Source organism: Enterococcus sp. 10F3_DIV0382 (assembly GCF_002140245.1).
Lineage (GTDB): Bacteria > Bacillota > Bacilli > Lactobacillales > Enterococcaceae > Enterococcus_B > Enterococcus_B lactis.
Map to the genome: position 1 here is coordinate 795,700 of NZ_NGMF01000001.1, position 20,412 is coordinate 816,111.

Sequence of the window (20,412 nt, forward strand, 5' to 3'; positions counted from 1 at the left end):
TTAATGAGGGAGTGATTTTTTTGAAAATAGGATACGCCCGGGTATCTACTGGTTTACAAAATTTGGATTTACAAGAAGACAGCCTAAATAAATTTGGTTGTGAAAAAATTTTTACCGATCATATGAGTGGGGCAAAAAGTAATCGACCAGGATTAGAAATGGCGATTGATTTTGTTCGCTCTGGCGATACACTTGTCGTTTGGCGATTGGATCGATTAGGACGGAATATGGAAGATTTGATTTCAATTGTCAATCGATTGAATGAACGCGGCGTAAGTTTTCATAGTCTTCAGGAAAATATTACAATGGATAAATCTAGTTCGACTGGTCAGCTAATGTTTCATTTGTTTGCAGCATTCGCAGAATTTGAACGCAACCTGATTTTAGAAAGATCCGCAGCAGGACGAGCAGCAGCTCGAGCAAGAGGGCGATTTGGAGGACGTCCTGAAAAATTAAAAGCACAAGACTTAGAATTATTAAAGACTCTAGTTGATAGTGGAACACCTATTAAAACTATTGCCGAACGTTGGAATGTTTCTCGAACAACGATTTATCGTTATTTAGATAAAATGGAGGGAAAAGATGGAAAAACAAACGCTCACTAGTTTTTCAGAACAGCAAAGAATAGATGCGATGAAAAAATATAAAATTATTGAGCCTTATCTTAATAAACAAAAAACGATAAAAGAAATAGCTATTAAAAATAAAGTACCTACTCGTACACTCTATCGCTGGGTACAAAAATATGAACATGATGGTCTAGTTGGTTTAATTAGGAAGATACGAACTGATTTTGAGCAAATTAGGGTTTCAGAAGAAGTTAGACAAAAAATAGAAGAATTGGTATTGAGACACAAAAAAATAAGTACAAAGACATTATCTCGAAAAATTGTTTCCTATTGTAAAGAGAACAAATTGCCTATCATCATGCTGATGATATTGGAAAAAATGCAACAGATGAAATATTAAGTATAAATAAAGTTTTTTATACTGCACCAACTGAAAAGATGTCTCGTGTCAGTTCTGATATTAACACAATAACTAGTAGAATAGGTCTGACTAAAGCAATGCATATGGTACTAAAATACAATCAAGAAGATCCTTCTGTTCCTAAAACCTATGAAGCAATTGATTTAATTATTGTCGATGAAATTGATCGTTTAAAGCTTCAGCATTTAGAACAGCTAAGAGATATTTATGATAGAAATGATCTGGCAATGGTTCTTAACGGTATGCCTGGTATTGAAAAAAGGTTGTCTCGTTATCCGCAACTTTACTCTCGCATAGGATTTGCTCATGAATTTGATAACCTTAGTAAGGATGAAACACATCATATTTTGAAATACAAGTGGTCAGACTTAGGAATTGATATTAAGTTAGAAGATTTTTCTGATTATGAGGCTATCACAACTATCATTAAAATTACAAAAGGAAATTTTAGGCTTATTCATCGTTTATTTGCATAGATTGATCGTATTTTAAGAATCAATCAAATAGATAAGATTACTGTAGAAGTTGTCGAAGCAGCAAGAGATAGTTTAGTGATAGGTATATAAAAAGCTACCAAAAATTGGTAGCTTTTGTCATTTAATACTAAAAATTTTTGCCATTTAAATAGAAAAGTGACATTCACAACAACTATCTTGTGATGGAAAACCATCATGTGGAACTTACAGAAGAAGGCGTTTGTTATTTCAAAGACTTAGGAATAGATATTGACGCACTGAAAAAACAATCTGGAGCACTTGTGAAACCTTGCTTAGATTGGACAGAACGAACATTTCATTTAGGAGGAAATCTCGGGAACGCGTTTTTCCGATGGTGTAAAGAGAAAGAATATATCACATTGAATCCAGAAAACAGAGGTGTTCGCTTAACTGCTGAAGGAAATTTATTTTTCAAGAAATTTAAAGCGAGCCAATAGGAAAGTCGTTTCTAATACAATAAAAAGGTTGTGACAAAAATCTTGTCACAACCTTTTTTCTTATTTCTTGAATGGAGGTGTCCCATACATTTTTGGTGTTACTGGTTCTAATTTTGGTGCAGCGCCTTCGATCTTAGGTTCTTTCAACCATTGATATTCGCCTTCTCCGTCCAGTGCTTTGCCACTAGCCCAAGAACCTTCACTACTTTGGTCTCCCTCTGAGAAGTTATAGAAGTCATAAGCAATGTCTTTTCGTTCTTTGTCACGTGGGAAAGTACTTGGGACTAAGATCGAACCTTCTTTTTCTTCTAATTCTTTCACTGCACATTCCCATAGATTTTGATGATAACTATCTCTTGCAAGGAGAACAGACAGCATATCTTTTACGCCACGATCATCAATCATTTCGTAAATACGTGCTACTTGAAGTCTTCCTTGTGATTCGGCATTTAAATTAGCTCTAAAATCTGCTAACAAGTTGCCACTCGCAATGATATAGGCACCGCTCCATGGATTGCCCACGCTGTCAGCAGGACGAGGTCCTAAGCCAGCTACGATCGCGTGCTGTGGATTCATTCCAGAGATAATGGCACCAATTGTTGGATCTTTTTGCATTGCTGCTTCTTGATCTTCAACAGGCGCACCCTCTAATAAACGAGCAACCATTGTCGCCAACATTTCCACGTGGCCGATTTCTTCTGTTGCAATGTCCATCAGCATATCTTTATATTTTTCTTCTCCTCGGCAGCTCCAACCTTGGAACAGGTACTGCATAGCTACACTCATCTCGCCATATTGGCCGCCGATCAGCTCCTGCAGATATTTCGCGATTAATGGATTCGGACGATCTGGTTTTGCCTCAAACTGCAATTCTTTCTGGTGTCTAAACATCAAAATTCCTCCTAATCTTTTTTTAATACATTCTCATTCTGCTATGAAAAATTAAAAAATTCAAAGAAAACGCTCGCGAATTATATAAAGTGTTGGTATCATTAATAATTTTTCGATGATCATACCTTATAAATTGTTATTTTCAGAACAAAATGATATCGTTATATTAAAACCGATATCGGTTACATTAAAATTTGGAGGTAAAATATGAAAAAAATATTGTTTACAGGATTGTTGGCAAGTTCAGCATTGTTTTTATTAGGAGGATGCGGATCAAGTAATACAAGCGATGCCAGCTCAAGTGCAGCAAATTCTTCTGAAAAAACAAGTGATGGAAGAAAAAATATTGATTTCTGGTCCTTTTGGGGGTCGGGCGCACGAAAAGAAGCCATCGAAGAAATCATTGAGGATTTCAACCAATCACAAGACGAGATCCATGTAAATTATAAGTATCAGCCATGGGGGGATATTTGGACCAAATCTTTATCTGCAATAACGGCTGGAAATGCACCTGATGTTATTGTACAGGACATAAATTCCGTTGCGCAAAGAGCAGAAGCACAGCAAGCAACCAATCTCTCTGAGTATGTAGATAAAGACACTTCTAAGGATTTTTATCCGCAGCTTTGGGATACAGTAGAATATAAAGGTGATCCTTATGCCATCCCATTCAATACAGATACACAAGTCATTTTTTATAATAAAAAGTTATTTAAAGAAGCTGGAATCAGCGAACAAGATCTACCGACAACTTGGGATGAATTAGAAGAAACAGCACGTAAACTAGATAAAAAAGAAGGAAAAGAGTTTACGCGTATCGGTTTTTATCCATTATGGAATTTAGGCGCGGATGTATGGGCGCTAAACGCAGACAACGGGACTAGTTGGTTTGATAAGGACGAAAAAGTCAAGATTGATACTAAAAACAAAGTGGAAGCCTTGGAATGGATTCAAGACTGGCAGGATTATTATGGAAAAAATACAATCAACAAATTAGAAGCAGAATTTGGTTCTGGTGTGTCTGATCCATTTATTTCTGGATTAGTAGCCATGCGCGCCCAAAACATCAATTATTACTCTAGCTTGATGGAAAACGCACCGGATGATTTTGATTTTGGCGTGATGCAGCTTCCAGAAAAAGAGGAAGGTTCAGGTCATTGGTCATGGGGTGGCGGATTCGTCTTGGAAGTACCATACGGAGCAAAAGATCCTGAAGCCTCTTATGAATTCATCAAATATCTTTCTTCTCCAGAAGTACAAGAAAAATTCGGCGAAAAAAGTTTTGACATCATGGCAAGCAAGACAGCCAACGAGAATTTAGTGAATAATGACAACCTAACGGACAAAGGGAAAATGATCTATCAAATGGCGGACGAAAACTTTAAAAATACGGTGATCACACCAGTTCCTTTAGATGCACCGGATTATACGACATTAGTGAATGAACAGATCGACCAGATTCTTTTAGGAACAAAATCAGCAAAAGAAGGATTGGCAGATGCACAAAAAGCAGTAGAGAACTTAGTCAAGCAAAATCAATAATCCGTTTTTGACTGTCTAGGTAAAGAGGAGGCAAGAAAATTTGAAGCGTTTATCTATCCGAAAGAAAAAAGAAGCAAGATGGGCCTATTTATTTATCTCGCCTTTTATTATCGGTTTTTTAATCTTTATGCTAGGGCCTATGCTTTTTTCAGTTATTGGTAGTTTCACCGATTATAATTTGACATCCAAGATGAATTTCATTGGTCTAGCAAATTTCAAAAGAATGTTCGTTCATGACGATTTATTTTGGAAATCGTTATACAACACCGTTTATTTCGTCATCTTCAATGTACCGCTGACGACGATTTTCAGTGTGTTTTTAGCCACAGTACTCAATCAAAAAATCAAAGGAATCAGTGTATTCCGTACAGTTTTCTATTTACCGGCAGTCTTATCAGGAGTAGCAGTCTACATCTTATGGATGCAGCTGCTTTCTCCATCTGCAGGATTGATCAACACATTTCTGGGCTGGTTCCACATCCCTGGACCAGCTTGGTTGTTTGATCCACAATGGACGAAACCAGCGTTGATTTTGATGAAAATATGGAGCTCTGGAGGAGCAATGCTACTTTACTTAGCTACATTACAAAATGTTCCTAGATCTTTATATGAATCAGCAGAAATCGATGGAGCAGGCGTTTGGGGAAAGTTCAAAAGTATTACTTTGCCATTAATCACTCCTATTATTTTTTACGATGTGATCACCTCTACGATCGGTTCTTTCCAAATTTTTCAAGAAGCTTATGTCATGACGAAAAATGGAACAGGTGGACCTGCAAATTCCTTGCTTTTTTATAATCTGCATATGTGGAACAAGGCGTTCGTCGCTTTTGATATGGGGTATGCGATGGCTATGTCGATGATCCTATTTCTGATCGTTTTGGTTCTGACTTTTGTCAATTTGAAGCTTGCACCTAAATGGGTCTATTATTCTGGAGGTGACGGCAAATGATGGATTATTTTAAAAAGACCAGTGTGAATCGGCAATCAAAAAAAATGCTAAGCTATGTGCTTATGACGGTAATAGGAATTATTTTGCTCATTCCATTGCTTTGGATGGTATTTACTTCATTGAAACCAATGGAAGAAATCGTTCGTTATCCTCCGACCTTTTTCCCAGAAAAAATCGTATGGGAAAACTATCTGGATACGATTGCCGCATTTCCTTTTTGGCGCTATGCAAGAAATACATTATTCATCACTGTGCTAGTAGTGATTGGTAATGTCCTTTCGAATTCTTTTATTGCTTATGGATTTGCGAAGCTTGATTTTCCTGGGAAAAAGCTGATGTTTGCTTTGGTTCTTTCTACGATGATGATCCCAGGGTTTGTAACGATGATTCCTCAATATGTATTATTCTCCAAGATCGGCTGGGTAGGTACTTATTTGCCCCTGATCGTTCCATCGTTCTTCGGCAATGCGTTCAATATATTTCTGATGCGTCAATTTTACTTATCGATCAATAATGAATTGATCGAAGCTGCTGAAATCGACGGAGCGAATCATTTGTATATTTGGAGTCATTTGATGCTTCCATTGACGAAACCTGCTTTGATCACGATTGCAATCAATTCCTTCAATGCGGCTTGGAATGATTTCTTAGGTCCTCTTTTATATATCCAAGATCAAGAAAAATACACGTTGCAGATTGGCTTGCAAGTTTTTCAGAACCAAGCGACGACACAATGGAATTATCTGATGGCAGGAGCAACACTTGTCTTGATCCCGACGATCTTGCTGTTCTTTTTTGCACAACGTTATTTCATTGAAGGAATGGATTTGACAGGAGGATCAAAAGGATGATGAATCGGTCGATTGGTAAAAGAGCCAATGATTATTTCTTAGAAATCATTGAATGGATACCACGTCTTATCCAGTTACAGCTACTGTGGTTCCTGTGCGTCTTGCCTGTTTTCACATTGGGATCTGCAAGTCGAACAGTTCTGTATATGATTTATTATTACAAAAAAAATAAAGAGAAAAAGCTCAGCTCATTATACTGGAAGAAGTTCCGTGAGAATATTTCTCTTTATGGAAAGCAAGATAGTTTAGCAAGTAGTTATTTTTTTCTTTTATTCATCGATTATCGGATTTTCCATTATTGGGGTGGGAGAATTGGCTATACATTGATGTATACTACGTTGTTTTTGCTTCTATTAAGTGCGGTTCTTTTTAGTTACAAAATCTTGCTTCAACTGGAAAATCAAAAAGAAGTCTCTTGGATTGCAGCATTTTTCTTGTTTTTTAATGATTTTAAAAGTGCACTTTTTTATTTAGCAGGCACGTCGATACTTCTGATTGTATTATGGTTTGCAGGACCAATCTACCTTGCTTTATTAGGTTTTAGCTTCTTGTTTTATTTTCAAGTCCTGCTTTTTATCCATCGTACGCAAGAAAAGGGTCTTAAAAAGGAGGAATAACATGCTGCGTTTGATTGCTAAAATCGATGATCGTATTATCAATAAGTTCGCTAAGCAACGAGAAACGGACAATAGGAAAATCAATTTCTTGAAATTTATCAGTAATATCTCTAATGGCGGTTTTATTTGGCTGCTCCTTGCTACGGTTTTAGTTTTGGTACCTGATACAAGAGAATATGGTCTAGCTATTCTTATAGGCAGTCTAATCTATTTTTTTGTTGGTCTACTTCTCATTAAAAAAACGACAAGGCGGAAACGACCCTATGAAAAAAATCGTCGGCTTATCCTTTACACAAGCAAACCGAAGACTTCTTCTTTTCCTTCAGGGCATACGGCACTTGCTTTTTTATCTGTAGCAGCGTTGTTCGAGTTAAGTCGTATTGCAGGAATATTAGCTTTTCTATTTGCTTGTTTGATCGCTTATTCAAGAATTTTTTTACTTTTACATTATCCTACTGATGTTTTAGGAGGAGCTATTTTAGGAAGTGTTATCGGCATCTTGTGTGCTGCCGTTATCTGAATCAATTGTATGAATAAAGCATGAGTGCGTAAATACGCATTTGTGCTTTATTTTTTTGTTTTTCAGGGAAACAGTCGGGGATTATTTACCTGTCTTAATAACTTAAGTTCTGTTAAATGAGAACGTTATAAAATTTTATAATCTAATTTTAATAATAAATGTTGTATAATTGGTGTTTTTTAACTAAAATGGATATTATTTGATTTAAAGTTAAAATTAAATTAGATTATAATTAGATAGACGTTGTTTTTGGTGTTTGTTGTGAAAGAAGACACATGTTTTAGAAAGGAGTATAAGAATGTGAAAGGGATAAAATTGAAGCTTTTGCAGTTAGCAGCTGTCAGTCTGCTATTTGGACCGTATTTCCAGTCTGTCTATCATATGACAGCATTGGATGTAGCTGCTGAGTCAACAGAAGTGAAGGAGGATGAGGTATTTCTAGATGAGGATTATGCAAAAATCGAAGGGAGGTATATCGAAAAAGAAGAAACGTTTGAATGGCATCTGGCTTTTGAAAAGAAAGAGAGTGCGAACGAAGGTAGAATACGTTTAGCAATCGATACAGCTGCTACCGGTATTGGTACCGTAAAAAACGTTCGGGGAACAGGTCTCTCCTCTTACGATGAAGATGGAGAAGACTTAAAAGTCGAGACAATCGATGGTCAAGAATGGTATGTCGGAAAATTTTATTCAAAAGAAGCTGAGACCGGCACATTGGTTTTTGAAACAGAAAAGATTCCAGATGTGAATGAAGGGGAACTACCTCTTCAAGTGGTGGTCGATGAAAGAATAGCTAATCAAGAATTACAAGAAAATGAAACAGATACAGAGGATTCCGCTGAAAATCAACGTAGCGAAGAAAATGAAACGGAAGAGCTGGACACACCAATCGTGCCCAGCGGTCAAGCACTCCAACGCATTCAACGCCGGTTATTCAACGGTATTTTAGAACGTCTTGGACCAACAGCTACGCAAGATCCATATGAATATATCTATCCTAGCGGAATAGCTGAAAACGATCAGCACCGCTATCCACGATTTACAACGAATGACTATACAAAAGTATTAGGAAATTGGTCACAAAGCAATGAACGCTATCAGGGAGAAAAAGGCTCACCATATGATGGAGAGAACTTGATCGATGATAGTGATTACACAATCGGGGGAGCGAACTGGCGAAATTATGACTATGCGGCTGATAATGGATCAACTGCAGGTGAAGAAGATGTAAATGTTCCGGCTCAAACCGTTCAGCTTTGGGGAGATGAACGGAATTTTGAAAACAGTTACTTGGATTATAACGGAGCGTATATCAAAAAATGGGTAGAACCTGTTCTATCAAACAACCCAACATCTGATCTACATCCTGAAGATGCAACGACACTTTATAACGTTTATCTAGATGTGATCGGAAGTGAGAAACAAGAAATCAGCCCGATCGATATCGTTTTTGTTCTAGATAAATCAGCCAGTATGAATGAGGGGACACTAGAAGGCGGAGGTCAGAGTAAAAATGCGGCACTGATAGAAGCAGTAAATGAAATTAGTGAAAATCTGCTATCCGACCCAAATATGGATATTCGGATCGGTATGGTGAATTTTTATCATAATAGTACAGTCATCAATAACCAGGAACAAATCAGTTCGGACATCTTTCCGTTGACAAATGACATCAATCGTTTAACGGGAAGTGAGAATACAGCACTAAATCGTACACCCATCGGAGGAACGCCGCTTACACTAGGACTTAAAAATGGCTATGAAACATTGTACGCGGATAATGGCGGAGAAAATAGAAATCCCGAAAAGATCCTGATCGTCGTAGGAGACGGAACACCCACCTTCAGTTATGCTCCAATTGAAAGAAGTAACAGACCAGATTTTACCAACTGGGCAGTTATGAATAATATGATCGCTCGAGATACAGGCGATTTATTTAAAAACTTTGAAACATATTCTGGAAATACATCAGGGGCAGGTTTTAGTTATCCTGTTGTCTATCCTTCAGAATTTAATCGTCCAGAAGATACGTGGGATTATAATTATCGTTACGGAGAAGTAAAAGAAGGTGATGATAAAGCGTTTCACTGGGTTGGTACTGGTGCTGCTAGCAATGGTACTACAGGAGAACCGGATACCCAAGAAAAATCATCTGCCATCAATACTGTTGCATATCATCATTGGCTGAAAAACAAGTACCAAGAGAACCCACCAAGTATTTTCTCCATTGGGTTAGGCATTGACGGAAGTGTTGCCGGCAGACAGCGGCTCGATGCAATTGGACGAAATGTATTAAAAAACATTGCTGATTTAAACGATGATGGCACAACACCGCGTTATTACGATGCGAACAACAAGAATGACATCATTACAGCCTTGGAGGACATCTCCTCTACTTTCAAGAAAACGATCCAACAAGCCACACTTTATGATGAAACTGGATTTAATGTTTCACCGTTTGGAGCTGGCAGATCGGCGGATATTCAGTTTTACCATCTAGATCCAGGAGAAAATGGCATGAAGTACCAAGAACCAGAAATATGGGATGTCACACGTCATGGGCAAGCACCGCCAGAAGTAGTGGCGACACCGACAACGTATGTCGGACGAGAAAATCAAGCCTATAAATTTTCTCCGATTTCTTTAGGTGAAGGGGAAATGGTCAGGATCAAGTATCAAGTAAAACTGGATGCAGGTGCACAAGACGGGAATTTCTATGCTGTAAATAATCAGGCATATATCCAAAATCTGGAAGATTATGATAACGATATCACATCTGGTCGAATGTATTTCCCAACGTCCTCTATTCGTTATGAACACAAAGACCGTAATTTGCAAGTTAGCAAAACAGGGCAAAATGGGGAACCTTTAGCAGGAGTCGAATTTGCTCTATATGATCAGGACCCGGATAGCGGGGATGTGGAACCGATTGAAACGAGAACAACTACCAACGATGGACTCGCAATCTTTGAAACGAAGATCCCTGTGCTGGGGGATGAAACAGGTGCTGTCAGTGATATTTTCTGGATCAGAGAGATCGCTGGACCGCCACGTTATCAGTTAGTGGATGAGACGTATCAATTCCAAATCAAAAAATATAGTTCCAGCGGAGATACAGCGCTTGGTCACTATGAGTTGGTAGCAGCAAATACTTCAGGAGTAAGAGTTGGTGGAGAAGAAGGTAGCGATCCTGATTCTTATTATGAAGGCGAATACCACAAACTTTCAATTGTTCAAAATGTCAATGAGGACGAAACGGATTATGAAGACTTGTATGTCAAACTGGAAATGCGGAATGAATTCAAGCCAGTCCACATGAACATCAATAAATTCATTGAAGGAAGCACTACGCCAATCAATGGGGCAGAGTTTGAACTTTATCAAACCGATGGAAGCGGACTTGAAATTGGAACGCCGGTAGCTAAAGGAATCTCTGGTGCAAATGAAGCAGACGAAGAGAAAGGAATGCTCACCTTCTATTCAGTAAATGAAAATGGAGAATATTTGCTCGTGGAGGGTGAGAAAGTCATTCATCCTATTGGAGAACCAGATTCATTTATTCATACGGACAGTGAAGAAAATGCCAACTATGCAGAATACAAAATCGTTGAAAGTCAAAGCCCAGAAGGTTTCAAAGAACCTAGCGAAAACGACACATGGATCTTGCGACTTTACGACAATGAAACAGGCATCATCCAGCTTAGACGAACAGGTGAAGCAAATTGGCAATATCTTACCCATTCAACAGACGAAGAGGGCCGATTATGGGTGGCATTCACTGCTTACAATACGTTTGATTACCGGGAGATCCGGGTTAGAAAATTAGATCATGAAGGTAATCCTTTAGATGGTGCAGGTTTTGACATTAGGAAAATAGGAGATTCTTCCTTCCCGCTGTATCGAGCATACACAGGCAACCCATTAGAACCAGAAGAAACGAAACGTTTGTCTGGAATCGGTTACTTCTATCTTTATACGATCGGTGTAGAGAAGTACGTCGATTTAGAATACAGTCAACCACTCCGTTTGTCTATCGGTGAATATGAAGTTTCGGAATCTGTTGCACCAAATGGGTATCAATTGTCTGATCAAGTATTCCAGTTTGCACTGAATGAAGAAGGGAAATTTGTCATTGGAGAGACAGTCATCGAAGACGAAACTGATCCGTTACCGGAGGGTTATGACATCATCGATGGTGTATTACAAGTAACCTTAGAAGATGAACTAGCACCAATCGATCTGGAACTTTTGAAAGTTGACAGTATGAGTAGTCGACGTCTTGAAGGCGCAGAATTTTCAATTGAGAAACAAAATAGTGCAGGAGACTATGAACTCATCGACGGAGGCTTGGCACCAGATCCAAACGATTCTTCCCTATTCAATGCTTTGGATTTGACGGAAGGATTCTATCGGATCAAGGAAGTGAAGTCGCCGGACGGCTACAGGAAACTTCCAGGCTACTTTATTTTAGAAATTAGTTATCGAGAAGAACCAGAAGTGGAAAATGATCGGGTCGTTCCAGGAAAAGAAGCCGGGACACTAAAAGTTGAGATTTCTTATTATCCAAACGAAGAAGCAGAGACTCCTGATCTGCAGCAAGAATTAGAGTATGAACTTTTGGATACGAACCGAATCAGGCTACAGCTTAGTGTCGGGAATGATCCTGAAAATCCATTGCCTGCTACAGGGGGATCTGGACGATTATTCTATATCCTGATTGCTGCATTCTTCGTGGCACTTGCCGGTGCAGCCTATGGTTTGTATGTCAGACAATCTAAAAAGGAGGGGGCAAGGTAATGAAAAAGCTGTTGTGTTTGATGCTTCAATTACTTGTTTTACTGCCATTTGTAGCAGTCCTTCTTCCTCAAACGATGTCGGCAGAAGAATTAGGGGAAGACGTTGTGGAATTCGTATTGCATAAACGGATGATTCGAGATATCGATTATAACGACCAATTTGAATTCCATGAAAATGACGGTCTGGCTATCTCTGAGGAAGCGGGAAAAACAGCAGATATCATTTCGCAGACAGTTCCGCTAAATGGAGCGACATTCGCCGTTTACGATATGACCGATTATTATCATGACAAAAAAGCTGCTGAGAACATGACCTCTAGAGAATTCGTCCAGCAAATCGCTGAAACGAGCAGAAACAATATCCGTCAGTTGATCACAGAAGAAAGACTTGCTCAGGTTGGGGAATCGGTAACGACTGGAAAAGATACGGTTGGTGGATTAGGAGATGGGATTGCACGCATCCAAGTACCTAAGAAAAACCAAGATCGAGATGCAGTTTATTTGATTTTTGAAGAATCAATTGATCCGGAAATCGGGTTGAATGTGGATATCGATCAAACAGCGATCCCGATTGCTGCTGTTTTGCCAATCTATCATCCAACAGAACCAACCGAGGAACTGCAAGAAATCCATATCTATCCTAAAAATGTCGGTTATTTAAGAGATCCATACTTTTTCAAGTATGGACGACAAAGAGGAACAACTGAAAAAGGACGCCCCTTAGAAGGTGCTGTTTTTGCTCTGTATCAGATAATAGAAGGCGAAAAATATTATTTAGACATGGCTTCTGCGAATGACTTGAAAAATCAATGGATCAAACCAGCAAACAACGATCCTTTGAATGATAAAAATGTAAGCAAATTCATTTCAGATAAAGACGGTCTAGTCACGACAGGTCAACGATTCTTGCCCTCTGGTACCTATTATTTTGAGGAATTGAAAAGTGTAGAAGGGTACGAAATGGACGAAGCAAGTAAGCAAATCGAGGTCATTGTCCCTGAATCTTGGGTGGATGCAGAAGGACAGCCGCAATATGTAATGGTCAATGGGCAGAAGATGGCTGAATTGGAATCCGGAAAAGTTCCAGCCTCTGCCTATGAATCAGCAACACCACGCGTGTATAACGAGACCATAAAAGAAACAACGGACAAACCGAAAGAACCAAGTGGACCAAGCAATCCAAATCAACCTGTGAAAGGGTCCGTATTTCCACAAACCAATGAAGCAAGAACATTGATTTCTTTGTTAGGAATCCTTTTGTTGTTAGGTGCTGTTTTATTAATAAAAAAAGAACGGGGAGAAAAAAATGAATAAAAAAATGATGACCATGGGGATGAGTGCGCTGTTGCTCGCAGCTGTAGGTTTAGGAAGTTTTGGAAATGGAAAATTAGTTCACGCTGAAGAAGTCACGGAAAAACCAAGTGAAGTGACAATCACATTACACAAAAAAGCATTCACGACTGTGCCTGAAGAACGACCGAACAGCGGGTTGATATCAGATGATTTTGGCAATGAAAATCTTCCAGGCGTCGATTTTGAAATGTTTGATGTTACAGATGTCTATTATAATTTGCTGAAAGATGACCCTAGAACAACTGACATAGATGATGATGGGTTAGAACCTGCCGCTGCGATTGCTTTGATCCAATCAGATCACACAGCAGCATGGTTTGTATCTTATGGTATCGAAAGTATGGATAAGCAGACGACTGGCGAAAATGGTGAAGCTGTTTTTGAAAAGGTACAGGTAACTGAAACAACGGGAGAATTAAGAGATAAAGTCTATCTCTTCTTAGAAACATATTCACCAGCTCATATTTCAAGAATCGCGTCTCCAATGGTTGTCATGATGCCAGTTATGATGCCAGATATTATTGGCGGTGTATGGGATGGAACCTCTTGGAAAGATACGTACAACACCGATGTACACTTGTATCCTAAAAATGAAATCCAAGATTCTTCCAAAGAAATGAATGTAGATGAAGCGGACGTTAGAACAGTGACGATTCGCAATGAAAATGGTGAAGAAACGATCCGATATGTTGACTTGGAAAAAGGAAAAACAGTTTCTTATACAATAACTGCACCGATTCCTTACTTTATTGATGAAATCAATGAGGACAATAGAACAGTCATCACGCATTTCACGATCACAGATACGCCAACAGAAGGTTTGAGTTATTTTGATCAGGATATCCTTGTACAAGCAGGAGATACAACACTGATAAAAGATACTGATTATACAGTAACAAAAGCGGGTAACGGTTTTGTCGTGGAGATCATTCTTGAAACAGGAGGTATACCGAACAGAGCAACGCTTGAAAAATTAGGGAATCATCGCGGCGGGGAATTAACTGTTACCTATGACTTACAAGTCAATGCAGTCATCAATGCAGACGAATTCCATAACAATACAGCGTTGATCGAAATCGGTAGAGGTGACGAGTATGACTACAACGAACGTCGCGTACCATCAGAAGAAGTAACGACTGGCGGGAGAAGATTTGAAAAGTTTGATGCTTCAAGTAATGCTTTACTAGACGGTGCAAGATTTGAATTGTGGAACGAAGAGAAAACTGCTTATGCTGTTTTCTATAAAGATGGCGTACGATTACCTATTTATGAGTCAGGTGCTGATGCAGAAGAAATCACAATCGATTGGATAAGTGATAATAGTGTAGAGGCAACAGAATTTGTCTCAAATGACCAAGGATACTTCGAAGTTGTTGGATTAGATTACGGAACATATTTCATGAAAGAAACAGTAGCACCAGAAGGATATGTTTTACCAACAGGTGAAGCAGCTTTCACAGAGTTCAATGTAGAACTTGGTAGCTATGATGATGAACTTGTGATTGTGGGCTATGAGTATCCAGGAGCAGCACGCGTACCAAACGTAAGACAAGGATTTCTTCCTTCTACTGGAGGAAACGGGATCTTAGCATTCTTGCTGATCGGTCTAAGTTTGATGATTGGGGCCTACAGCTGGTACCGTAAATCTAAAATGAAGTCTGAAGTATAAGCAACAAAAATAAGCTGCAGCAATCGGTTTTTATAAAGGTTGCTGCGGTTTTTTTAAATAAGAAGGTGAAGAAAATGAAAAAGAAAACAGAGAAAAGACCTCAAACAAAAATCAGTATATTATTACAATTATTCATGGTAGTGATGTTTTTTACAGGAGCTGCAGTTTTTACATATCCATTTTTAGCTGATGCTCTCAGCAATTATTTGGACCAAAGAAGGATCGAGAATTATCAAAAACAGCTTGCACGAGAGAAAGAAGAAAAAAATGAGCAACGATTAGCGGTCCAAGAAAAGAAAAATCAGGCGCTTGCTCGTACGGCAGCCATCCCAGGAATGGGTCAAGTCAAAGATCCTTTTGAACAAGCGGTTAGAGATGTCCGAAATCCAGGAAAAGAATACTACGAACAACATATGATCGGAGCAATCTATATTCCGAAAATCAATGTTAGCTTGCCTTTATTCGATGAAACAAATGATCTTTTATTAGATAGAGGAGCAACAGTTTTACAAGGTACCTCTTTTCCAATTGGAGGAGAAAGTACACATTCCGTCATTACCGCCCATAGCGGTGTTGCTGAGAAAAAATTGTTTACAGATCTTGAAAAAATGGAGAAAAATGACCGTTTCTATCTTGAAGTATATGGTCGTATGCTCGCTTATGAAGTCGTTGAGAAAATCGTTGTCCTTCCAACAAAAACAGATACATTAGCAATCAGAGAAAAACAGGATCTGGTCACACTTATTACTTGCACACCTTATACTGTGAACACCCACAGGTTACTGGTGACAGGAAAGCGAGTCCCTTTTACAGAAGAAGCCTCTTCGAAGATGGAAAAGACAAAAAGATACCATCTTTATCGATTACTTGCGCTCTTACTAGGGGTATTGTTAATACTAACTCTTTTCGGTTATTGGGGTTATCGAAAATTTAAAAGACAAAAACAACCAAAGAAAAATAACAGATGATAGACCAATTATTAAGAATAACATAATAAATTTCAGCTGCTTGGAAGAGACAAAAGCGATTAAATCGCCTATTTTCAGTTTTTTTTAACGTTTTCTAAAATGGCATTTTACAGGTAAGCCAACTTGTTTCACAAAGGCTTCTTTGATATTGTAGAAGCAAGAAGAAAGATGGAGGGATTTTTTATGGCAAAAATCATGGTAGTCGAGGATGAAGAAATCATTCGACAATTGATTATGGAAGAACTTGAGAAATGGCAATTCGAAACCTTTGGAACGACCGACTTCAACCAAGTATTTTCAGACTTTGAAAGAGAAGAACCACAGCTTGTATTGCTAGACATCAATCTTCCTGTTTTGGATGGGTATTATTGGTGTCAAAAAATACGTGAAATATCGAAAGTACCGATCATTTTTATCTCCAGCAGGAATACGAATATGGACATGATCATGGCCATGAACATGGGAGCAGATGATTTTGTGACAAAGCCTTTCCAAATCGATGTACTGATTGCCAAAATCAATGCGTTGCTTCGCCGTTCTTATAATTACACAGAATTATCCAGTGAAATGATGAGCCATAATGGTATTACGTTGAATGTCGACAACGGAAGTATGGAGATCAATGGAGAGATCATTGATTTGAGCAAAAATGAATACCGCCTGCTATTTATTTTGATGAAACACAACGGAAAGATCTTAAGCCGTGAAAAATTGCTGCGAGCACTTTGGGATGACGAGCGGTTTGTAGATGACAATACATTGACAGTGAACATCAATCGGTTACGCCGAAAAATCGAACAGGCAGGTATCCAAGGCTATATCGAAACAAAAGTAGGACAGGGATATATCGTTCCCTGAAAGGATGATCGGTTAAGATGAATTTCTTTAAATATTTGAAAGATCAGTGGACATTAATCTTGGGATGGCTGTTTTTTATTGCCTTAACGATCTTTGTGATGTGGCTAGCCCCAAATATCAAAGTGGATTTGAGCACGATTGCTTATTTAGCTTTGATCGAGGGCGTCTTTCTGATTTTTTATCTGCTAGGTGGCTACTTGAGCAAAAGAAGATGGTGGGGGAAGTTAGCTGACATACAAAAAACATCTCCTTTGCAAAATTATTTGAGTGGCGGGCGGACAGAAGAAGAAAAACTGGTAGAAGAATATATCAATCAGCTGATCCGCGAACATCAAGAAGTGATGCAATCAGCAATCAGCAATCAACAAGACCAAAAAGATTATATTGACTCATGGGTCCATGAGATCAAAGTACCACTTTCCGCTTCCAAGTTACTGGTTCGTTCGATCGAGTTCGATATTGACGATCAAAAGTATACCTTACTCGAAAATGAATTATCAAAAATCGACGAATACGTAGAGCAAGTCTTGTATTATGCAAGACTCGACAGTTTCTCGCGGGACTATCTCATCCAAGAGTATGGATTGAAAGGAATCATCCAGCCTGTGATACGCAGTCAGGCCAATTATTTTATCCAAAAAAATCTTCGCTACGAAATCATTGGTGAGGATCATACTGTTCTGACTGATGCTAAATGGGTCGCTTTTATCTTCAACCAACTGCTTAGCAATGCCATCAAATATACGCCGGATCACGGAAATATCATGGTGAGCATAAAAAAGGAAGCGCACGGAGTCAGCCTTTCTGTTAAAGATTCAGGAATCGGTATCCCGGAGGAAGATTTGAAACGAATCTTTGATAAGGGATTTACTGGAAGAAATGGACGACTTAGTAAAACGCATTCAACAGGATTAGGCCTGTATTTGGCAAAAAATCTGGCAGAAAAATTAGGTATCCAATTGACGGCTGAATCAACTGAAGAAAAAGGGACGACAATGACTTTATTTTTCCCAATCTTAAATTTTTATAATGAAAAACGTTAGAAAATCGTTAGAAACGAAAAAAAACGCTTGTGTTGTTAACGTTTTCGCTGATAAGTTTCTTATCATGTGAAATAAAAGGAGATTGGTTATGGAAATTTTAATAGCATTAGTCCCTATGTTGGCATGGGGTAGTATTGGTTTAGTAAGTGGTAAAATTGGTGGCGATGCCAATCAACAAACACTAGGAATGACGATTGGTGCATTTCTGTTTTCTTTAGTTGTCTTTTTCGTTGTTAGTCCTGTAATCACCCCTTGGATTTTCTTGATCGGATTTTTATCTGGCTTAGCTTGGAGTGTTGGACAAAATGGACAATTCCATGGAATGAAGTACATGGGTGTTTCTGTAGGGTTACCATTGTCTACTGGTTTTCAATTAATTTTGAATACGATTGCGGGAGCCGTTTTCTTCCAAGAATGGACACAAACGAAAGATTATGTATACGGTATTATTGCTTTAGCTCTTCTTGTAAGCGGTGCGTATTTGACGGCACGACAAGATGACGAAGGAAAAATAGATACAGATAATAAAATGCTTGATTTTGGTAAGGGCTTTAGAGCATTGATCTTCTCTACGATTGGTTATGGCGTATATACGATCATTGTCAACTGGGCGAATTTGGATGCGATGTCAATTATCTTACCTCAAAGTATCGGAATGATCTTAGGCGCAAGCTTCTTTGCCTTCCGTAAAGTTAAAGTAGATCAATTTGTATGGAAAAACATGATCTGTGGATTATTATGGGGCTTAGGTAATATCTGTATGCTTCTTACAGTCAAATCCCTTGGTTTAGCTGTTGGATTCTCACTTTCACAAATGGGGATCATTATTTCTACTTTAGGTGGGATTTTCATCCTTGGCGAAAGAAAAACGAAAAAAGAGCTCATTTATGTTATTGTTGGTTGCCTTTTAGTCATTTTAGGTGGTATCCTTTTAGGGTACATGAAAACAGTTTAATCACTGTTTTCCAACCTAAAATGGGGAGGAACTTCAATGGATTTGTTTCGTAAGAAAGAGATCAATCTCAATCATACGAGTGAGATGAAAAAAGAACTAAAAACGTCTGATTTGATCATGCTTGGAATTGGCGCGATCATCGGTACGGGAATATTTGTGGTGACAGGGGTTGCGGCCAATCAAAATGCTGGTCCAGCACTGTCACTTTCATTTGTCTTAGCTGCAATCGTTGTCATTTTGTCTGGACTGAGTTTCGCAGAGTTTGCTTCGCGAGTGCCAGTGATCGGTGGGCCATATGCCTATCTGTATGTTGTCTTTGGTGAATTTGCTGCCTGGTTGACAGGGTGGTTGTTGATCGGGGAATTTTTGCTAGCAGTTTCCTCTGTGGCTTCCGGCTGGTCTGGCTATATGCAAGGTTTCTTGAAAAGCTTAGGGGCCGAACTTCCACAAGCATTAACTGGCGGGTACAATCCGGAAAATGGTACATACATTGACTTGATTGCGGTGCTCGTAGTGATATTCGTCACTTACATCGTGTCGCTTGAAGCCAAGAAAGCATTACGTTTGAATAATGTCATGGTATATGTCAAATTTGGTATCATCGCGTTGTTTATCATTGTAGGGATATTTTTCGTTAAGCCTGATAATTGGCAGCCATTCATGCCTTTTGGTTTTTCCGGTGTGCTAGATGGTGCAGCTCTTGTTTTTTTTGCTTTCTTGGGATTTGATGCTGTTGCAATGGCAGCTGAGGAAGTCAAAAATCCACAAAAAGACGTACCAAGAGGGATTATTGGTTCGATACTGATCGCTACGGTCCTTTACATTATCGTGACGCTGATTTTGACAGGAATCGTTCCTTATACTGAACTAGGCGTTAATGATCCAGTGGCCTTTGCCATGAGGTATGTAGGACATGGGACAGTTGGCGCAGTGATCGCTGTAGGGGCAATCTTGACGTTGCTGACGGTGACGATCTCGATGATGTATTCACTCGCTCGTTTGTTGTTTGCTGTCAGCAAGGATGGTTTGCTGCCTAAATTTATGACAGAAATCGATCAAAAGCATCGTACACCGAAAAAAGCGACTTATGCCGCTGGTGTGGCAGCCATATTCTTTGCCGGATTTTTCCCATTGAATGTATTAGCGGAACTAACGAATATCATGGCGCTTGCCTATTTGATGCTAGTTAGTCTAGGCTTACTGAAGTTAAGAAAAATGTTTGGCAAACCAAAAGCAGGAGAATTCAAAGTGCCATTCGTTCCTATCTTGCCAATCGTCTCGATCTTGACTTGTATCGTCTTGATGCTTCGTCTGCAAACGGTGACTTGGATCGTGTTCGGTATCGTAATGGTTATTGGACTGATCATTTATTTTGGCTATGGCTATGGACACAGCAAGATGAACGAGAAATAGACTCCAATGGAGAAGTTAGAAGAAAGATAAGAAAAACGCCCACCAACAGTGTAATAAACT

Annotated in this window: 17 protein-coding genes and 1 pseudogene; 17 read left to right on the top strand and 1 reads right to left on the bottom strand. The window is 38.9% G+C overall.

The window, feature by feature from the left end; all coding sequences use genetic code 11:
- The first annotated feature begins 20 nt into the window (after positions 1-20).
- The 4 genes and pseudogenes from A5849_RS03935 (at position 21) to A5849_RS03950 (ending at position 1,924) form a co-directional block, all read left to right on the top strand.
- A complete protein-coding gene (locus A5849_RS03935) occupies positions 21-605 on the top strand; it encodes a recombinase family protein (RefSeq protein WP_002308171.1) in 585 nt (194 codons plus the stop codon).
- Positions 583-969, top strand: a complete 387-nt coding sequence (locus A5849_RS03940) for a helix-turn-helix domain containing protein (RefSeq protein ID WP_002308173.1) — start codon at positions 583-585, stop codon at positions 967-969. The genes A5849_RS03935 and A5849_RS03940 overlap by 23 nt, the downstream gene beginning before the upstream one ends.
- Positions 909-1,556: pseudogene (locus A5849_RS03945) on the top strand (AAA family ATPase); the annotation flags it as partial. The gene A5849_RS03940 and the pseudogene A5849_RS03945, both read left to right, overlap by 61 nt.
- A 107-nt stretch (positions 1,557-1,663) precedes the next feature.
- Positions 1,664-1,924, top strand: coding sequence for a hypothetical protein (locus A5849_RS03950; RefSeq protein WP_002334960.1), 261 nt, complete (start codon positions 1,664-1,666; stop codon positions 1,922-1,924).
- Between the two features lie 60 nt (positions 1,925-1,984).
- Here A5849_RS03950 and A5849_RS03955 read toward each other — a convergent pair whose 3' ends face one another.
- Entirely contained in the window at positions 1,985-2,815 is an 831-nt protein-coding gene (locus A5849_RS03955; protein WP_002286789.1) for a manganese catalase family protein, read from the bottom strand.
- 207 nt (positions 2,816-3,022) lie between these two features.
- Here A5849_RS03955 and A5849_RS03960 point away from each other — a divergent pair, with 207 nt between their 5' ends.
- The 13 genes from A5849_RS03960 to A5849_RS04020 all read left to right on the top strand — a co-directional run bounded on the left by A5849_RS03960 (position 3,023) and on the right by A5849_RS04020 (position 20,352).
- Positions 3,023-4,357, top strand: a complete 1,335-nt coding sequence (locus tag A5849_RS03960) for an ABC transporter substrate-binding protein (protein WP_002345370.1) — start codon at positions 3,023-3,025, stop codon at positions 4,355-4,357.
- Positions 4,358-4,397: 40 nt separating this feature from the next.
- A complete protein-coding gene (locus A5849_RS03965) occupies positions 4,398-5,309 on the top strand; it encodes a carbohydrate ABC transporter permease (RefSeq protein ID WP_002291248.1) in 912 nt (303 codons plus the stop codon).
- On the top strand, positions 5,306-6,160 hold the full coding sequence (locus tag A5849_RS03970; protein ID WP_002308183.1) for a carbohydrate ABC transporter permease: 855 nt from the start codon (positions 5,306-5,308) through the stop codon (positions 6,158-6,160). Before A5849_RS03965 ends, A5849_RS03970 begins: the two co-directional genes overlap by 4 nt.
- Entirely contained in the window at positions 6,157-6,777 is a 621-nt protein-coding gene (locus A5849_RS03975) for a DUF624 domain-containing protein (RefSeq protein ID WP_002313354.1), read from the top strand. The genes A5849_RS03970 and A5849_RS03975 overlap by 4 nt, the downstream gene beginning before the upstream one ends.
- 1 nt (position 6,778) lies before the next feature.
- Positions 6,779-7,297 (top strand): phosphatase PAP2 family protein, encoded by a 519-nt coding sequence (locus A5849_RS03980; RefSeq protein ID WP_002312039.1) that lies wholly within the window; start codon positions 6,779-6,781, stop codon positions 7,295-7,297.
- A gap of 300 nt (positions 7,298-7,597) precedes the next feature.
- Positions 7,598-12,094 carry a SpaA isopeptide-forming pilin-related protein gene (locus tag A5849_RS03985; protein WP_086309964.1) on the top strand — a complete coding sequence of 1,499 codons (4,497 nt, stop codon included), beginning with the start codon at positions 7,598-7,600 and terminating at the stop codon, positions 12,092-12,094.
- Positions 12,094-13,407 (top strand): pilin N-terminal domain-containing protein, encoded by a 1,314-nt coding sequence (locus A5849_RS03990; RefSeq protein ID WP_086309965.1) that lies wholly within the window; start codon positions 12,094-12,096, stop codon positions 13,405-13,407. Before A5849_RS03985 ends, A5849_RS03990 begins: the two co-directional genes overlap by 1 nt.
- Positions 13,400-15,115, top strand: a complete 1,716-nt coding sequence (locus A5849_RS03995) for a SpaH/EbpB family LPXTG-anchored major pilin (RefSeq protein WP_002308192.1) — start codon at positions 13,400-13,402, stop codon at positions 15,113-15,115. The genes A5849_RS03990 and A5849_RS03995 overlap by 8 nt, the downstream gene beginning before the upstream one ends.
- A 74-nt stretch (positions 15,116-15,189) precedes the next feature.
- Positions 15,190-16,083: a class C sortase gene (locus A5849_RS04000; protein ID WP_086309966.1), complete on the top strand. Its 894-nt coding sequence runs from the start codon at positions 15,190-15,192 to the stop codon at positions 16,081-16,083.
- Between the two features lie 183 nt (positions 16,084-16,266).
- Positions 16,267-16,941 carry a two-component system response regulator SapR gene (sapR, locus tag A5849_RS04005; protein ID WP_086309967.1) on the top strand — a complete coding sequence of 225 codons (675 nt, stop codon included), beginning with the start codon at positions 16,267-16,269 and terminating at the stop codon, positions 16,939-16,941.
- A 17-nt stretch (positions 16,942-16,958) separates the two neighbouring features.
- The gene (sapS, locus tag A5849_RS04010; RefSeq protein WP_086309968.1) at positions 16,959-17,984 is read left to right on the top strand and encodes a two-component system sensor histidine kinase SapS; all 1,026 of its coding nucleotides are present in this window, start codon (positions 16,959-16,961) and stop codon (positions 17,982-17,984) included.
- 88 nt (positions 17,985-18,072) lie between these two features.
- Positions 18,073-18,939: a GRP family sugar transporter gene (locus A5849_RS04015; RefSeq protein ID WP_002291228.1), complete on the top strand. Its 867-nt coding sequence runs from the start codon at positions 18,073-18,075 to the stop codon at positions 18,937-18,939.
- 36 nt (positions 18,940-18,975) lie between these two features.
- Positions 18,976-20,352, top strand: coding sequence for an amino acid permease (locus tag A5849_RS04020; protein WP_002312044.1), 1,377 nt, complete (start codon positions 18,976-18,978; stop codon positions 20,350-20,352).
- Positions 20,353-20,412: the final 60 nt, after the last annotated feature.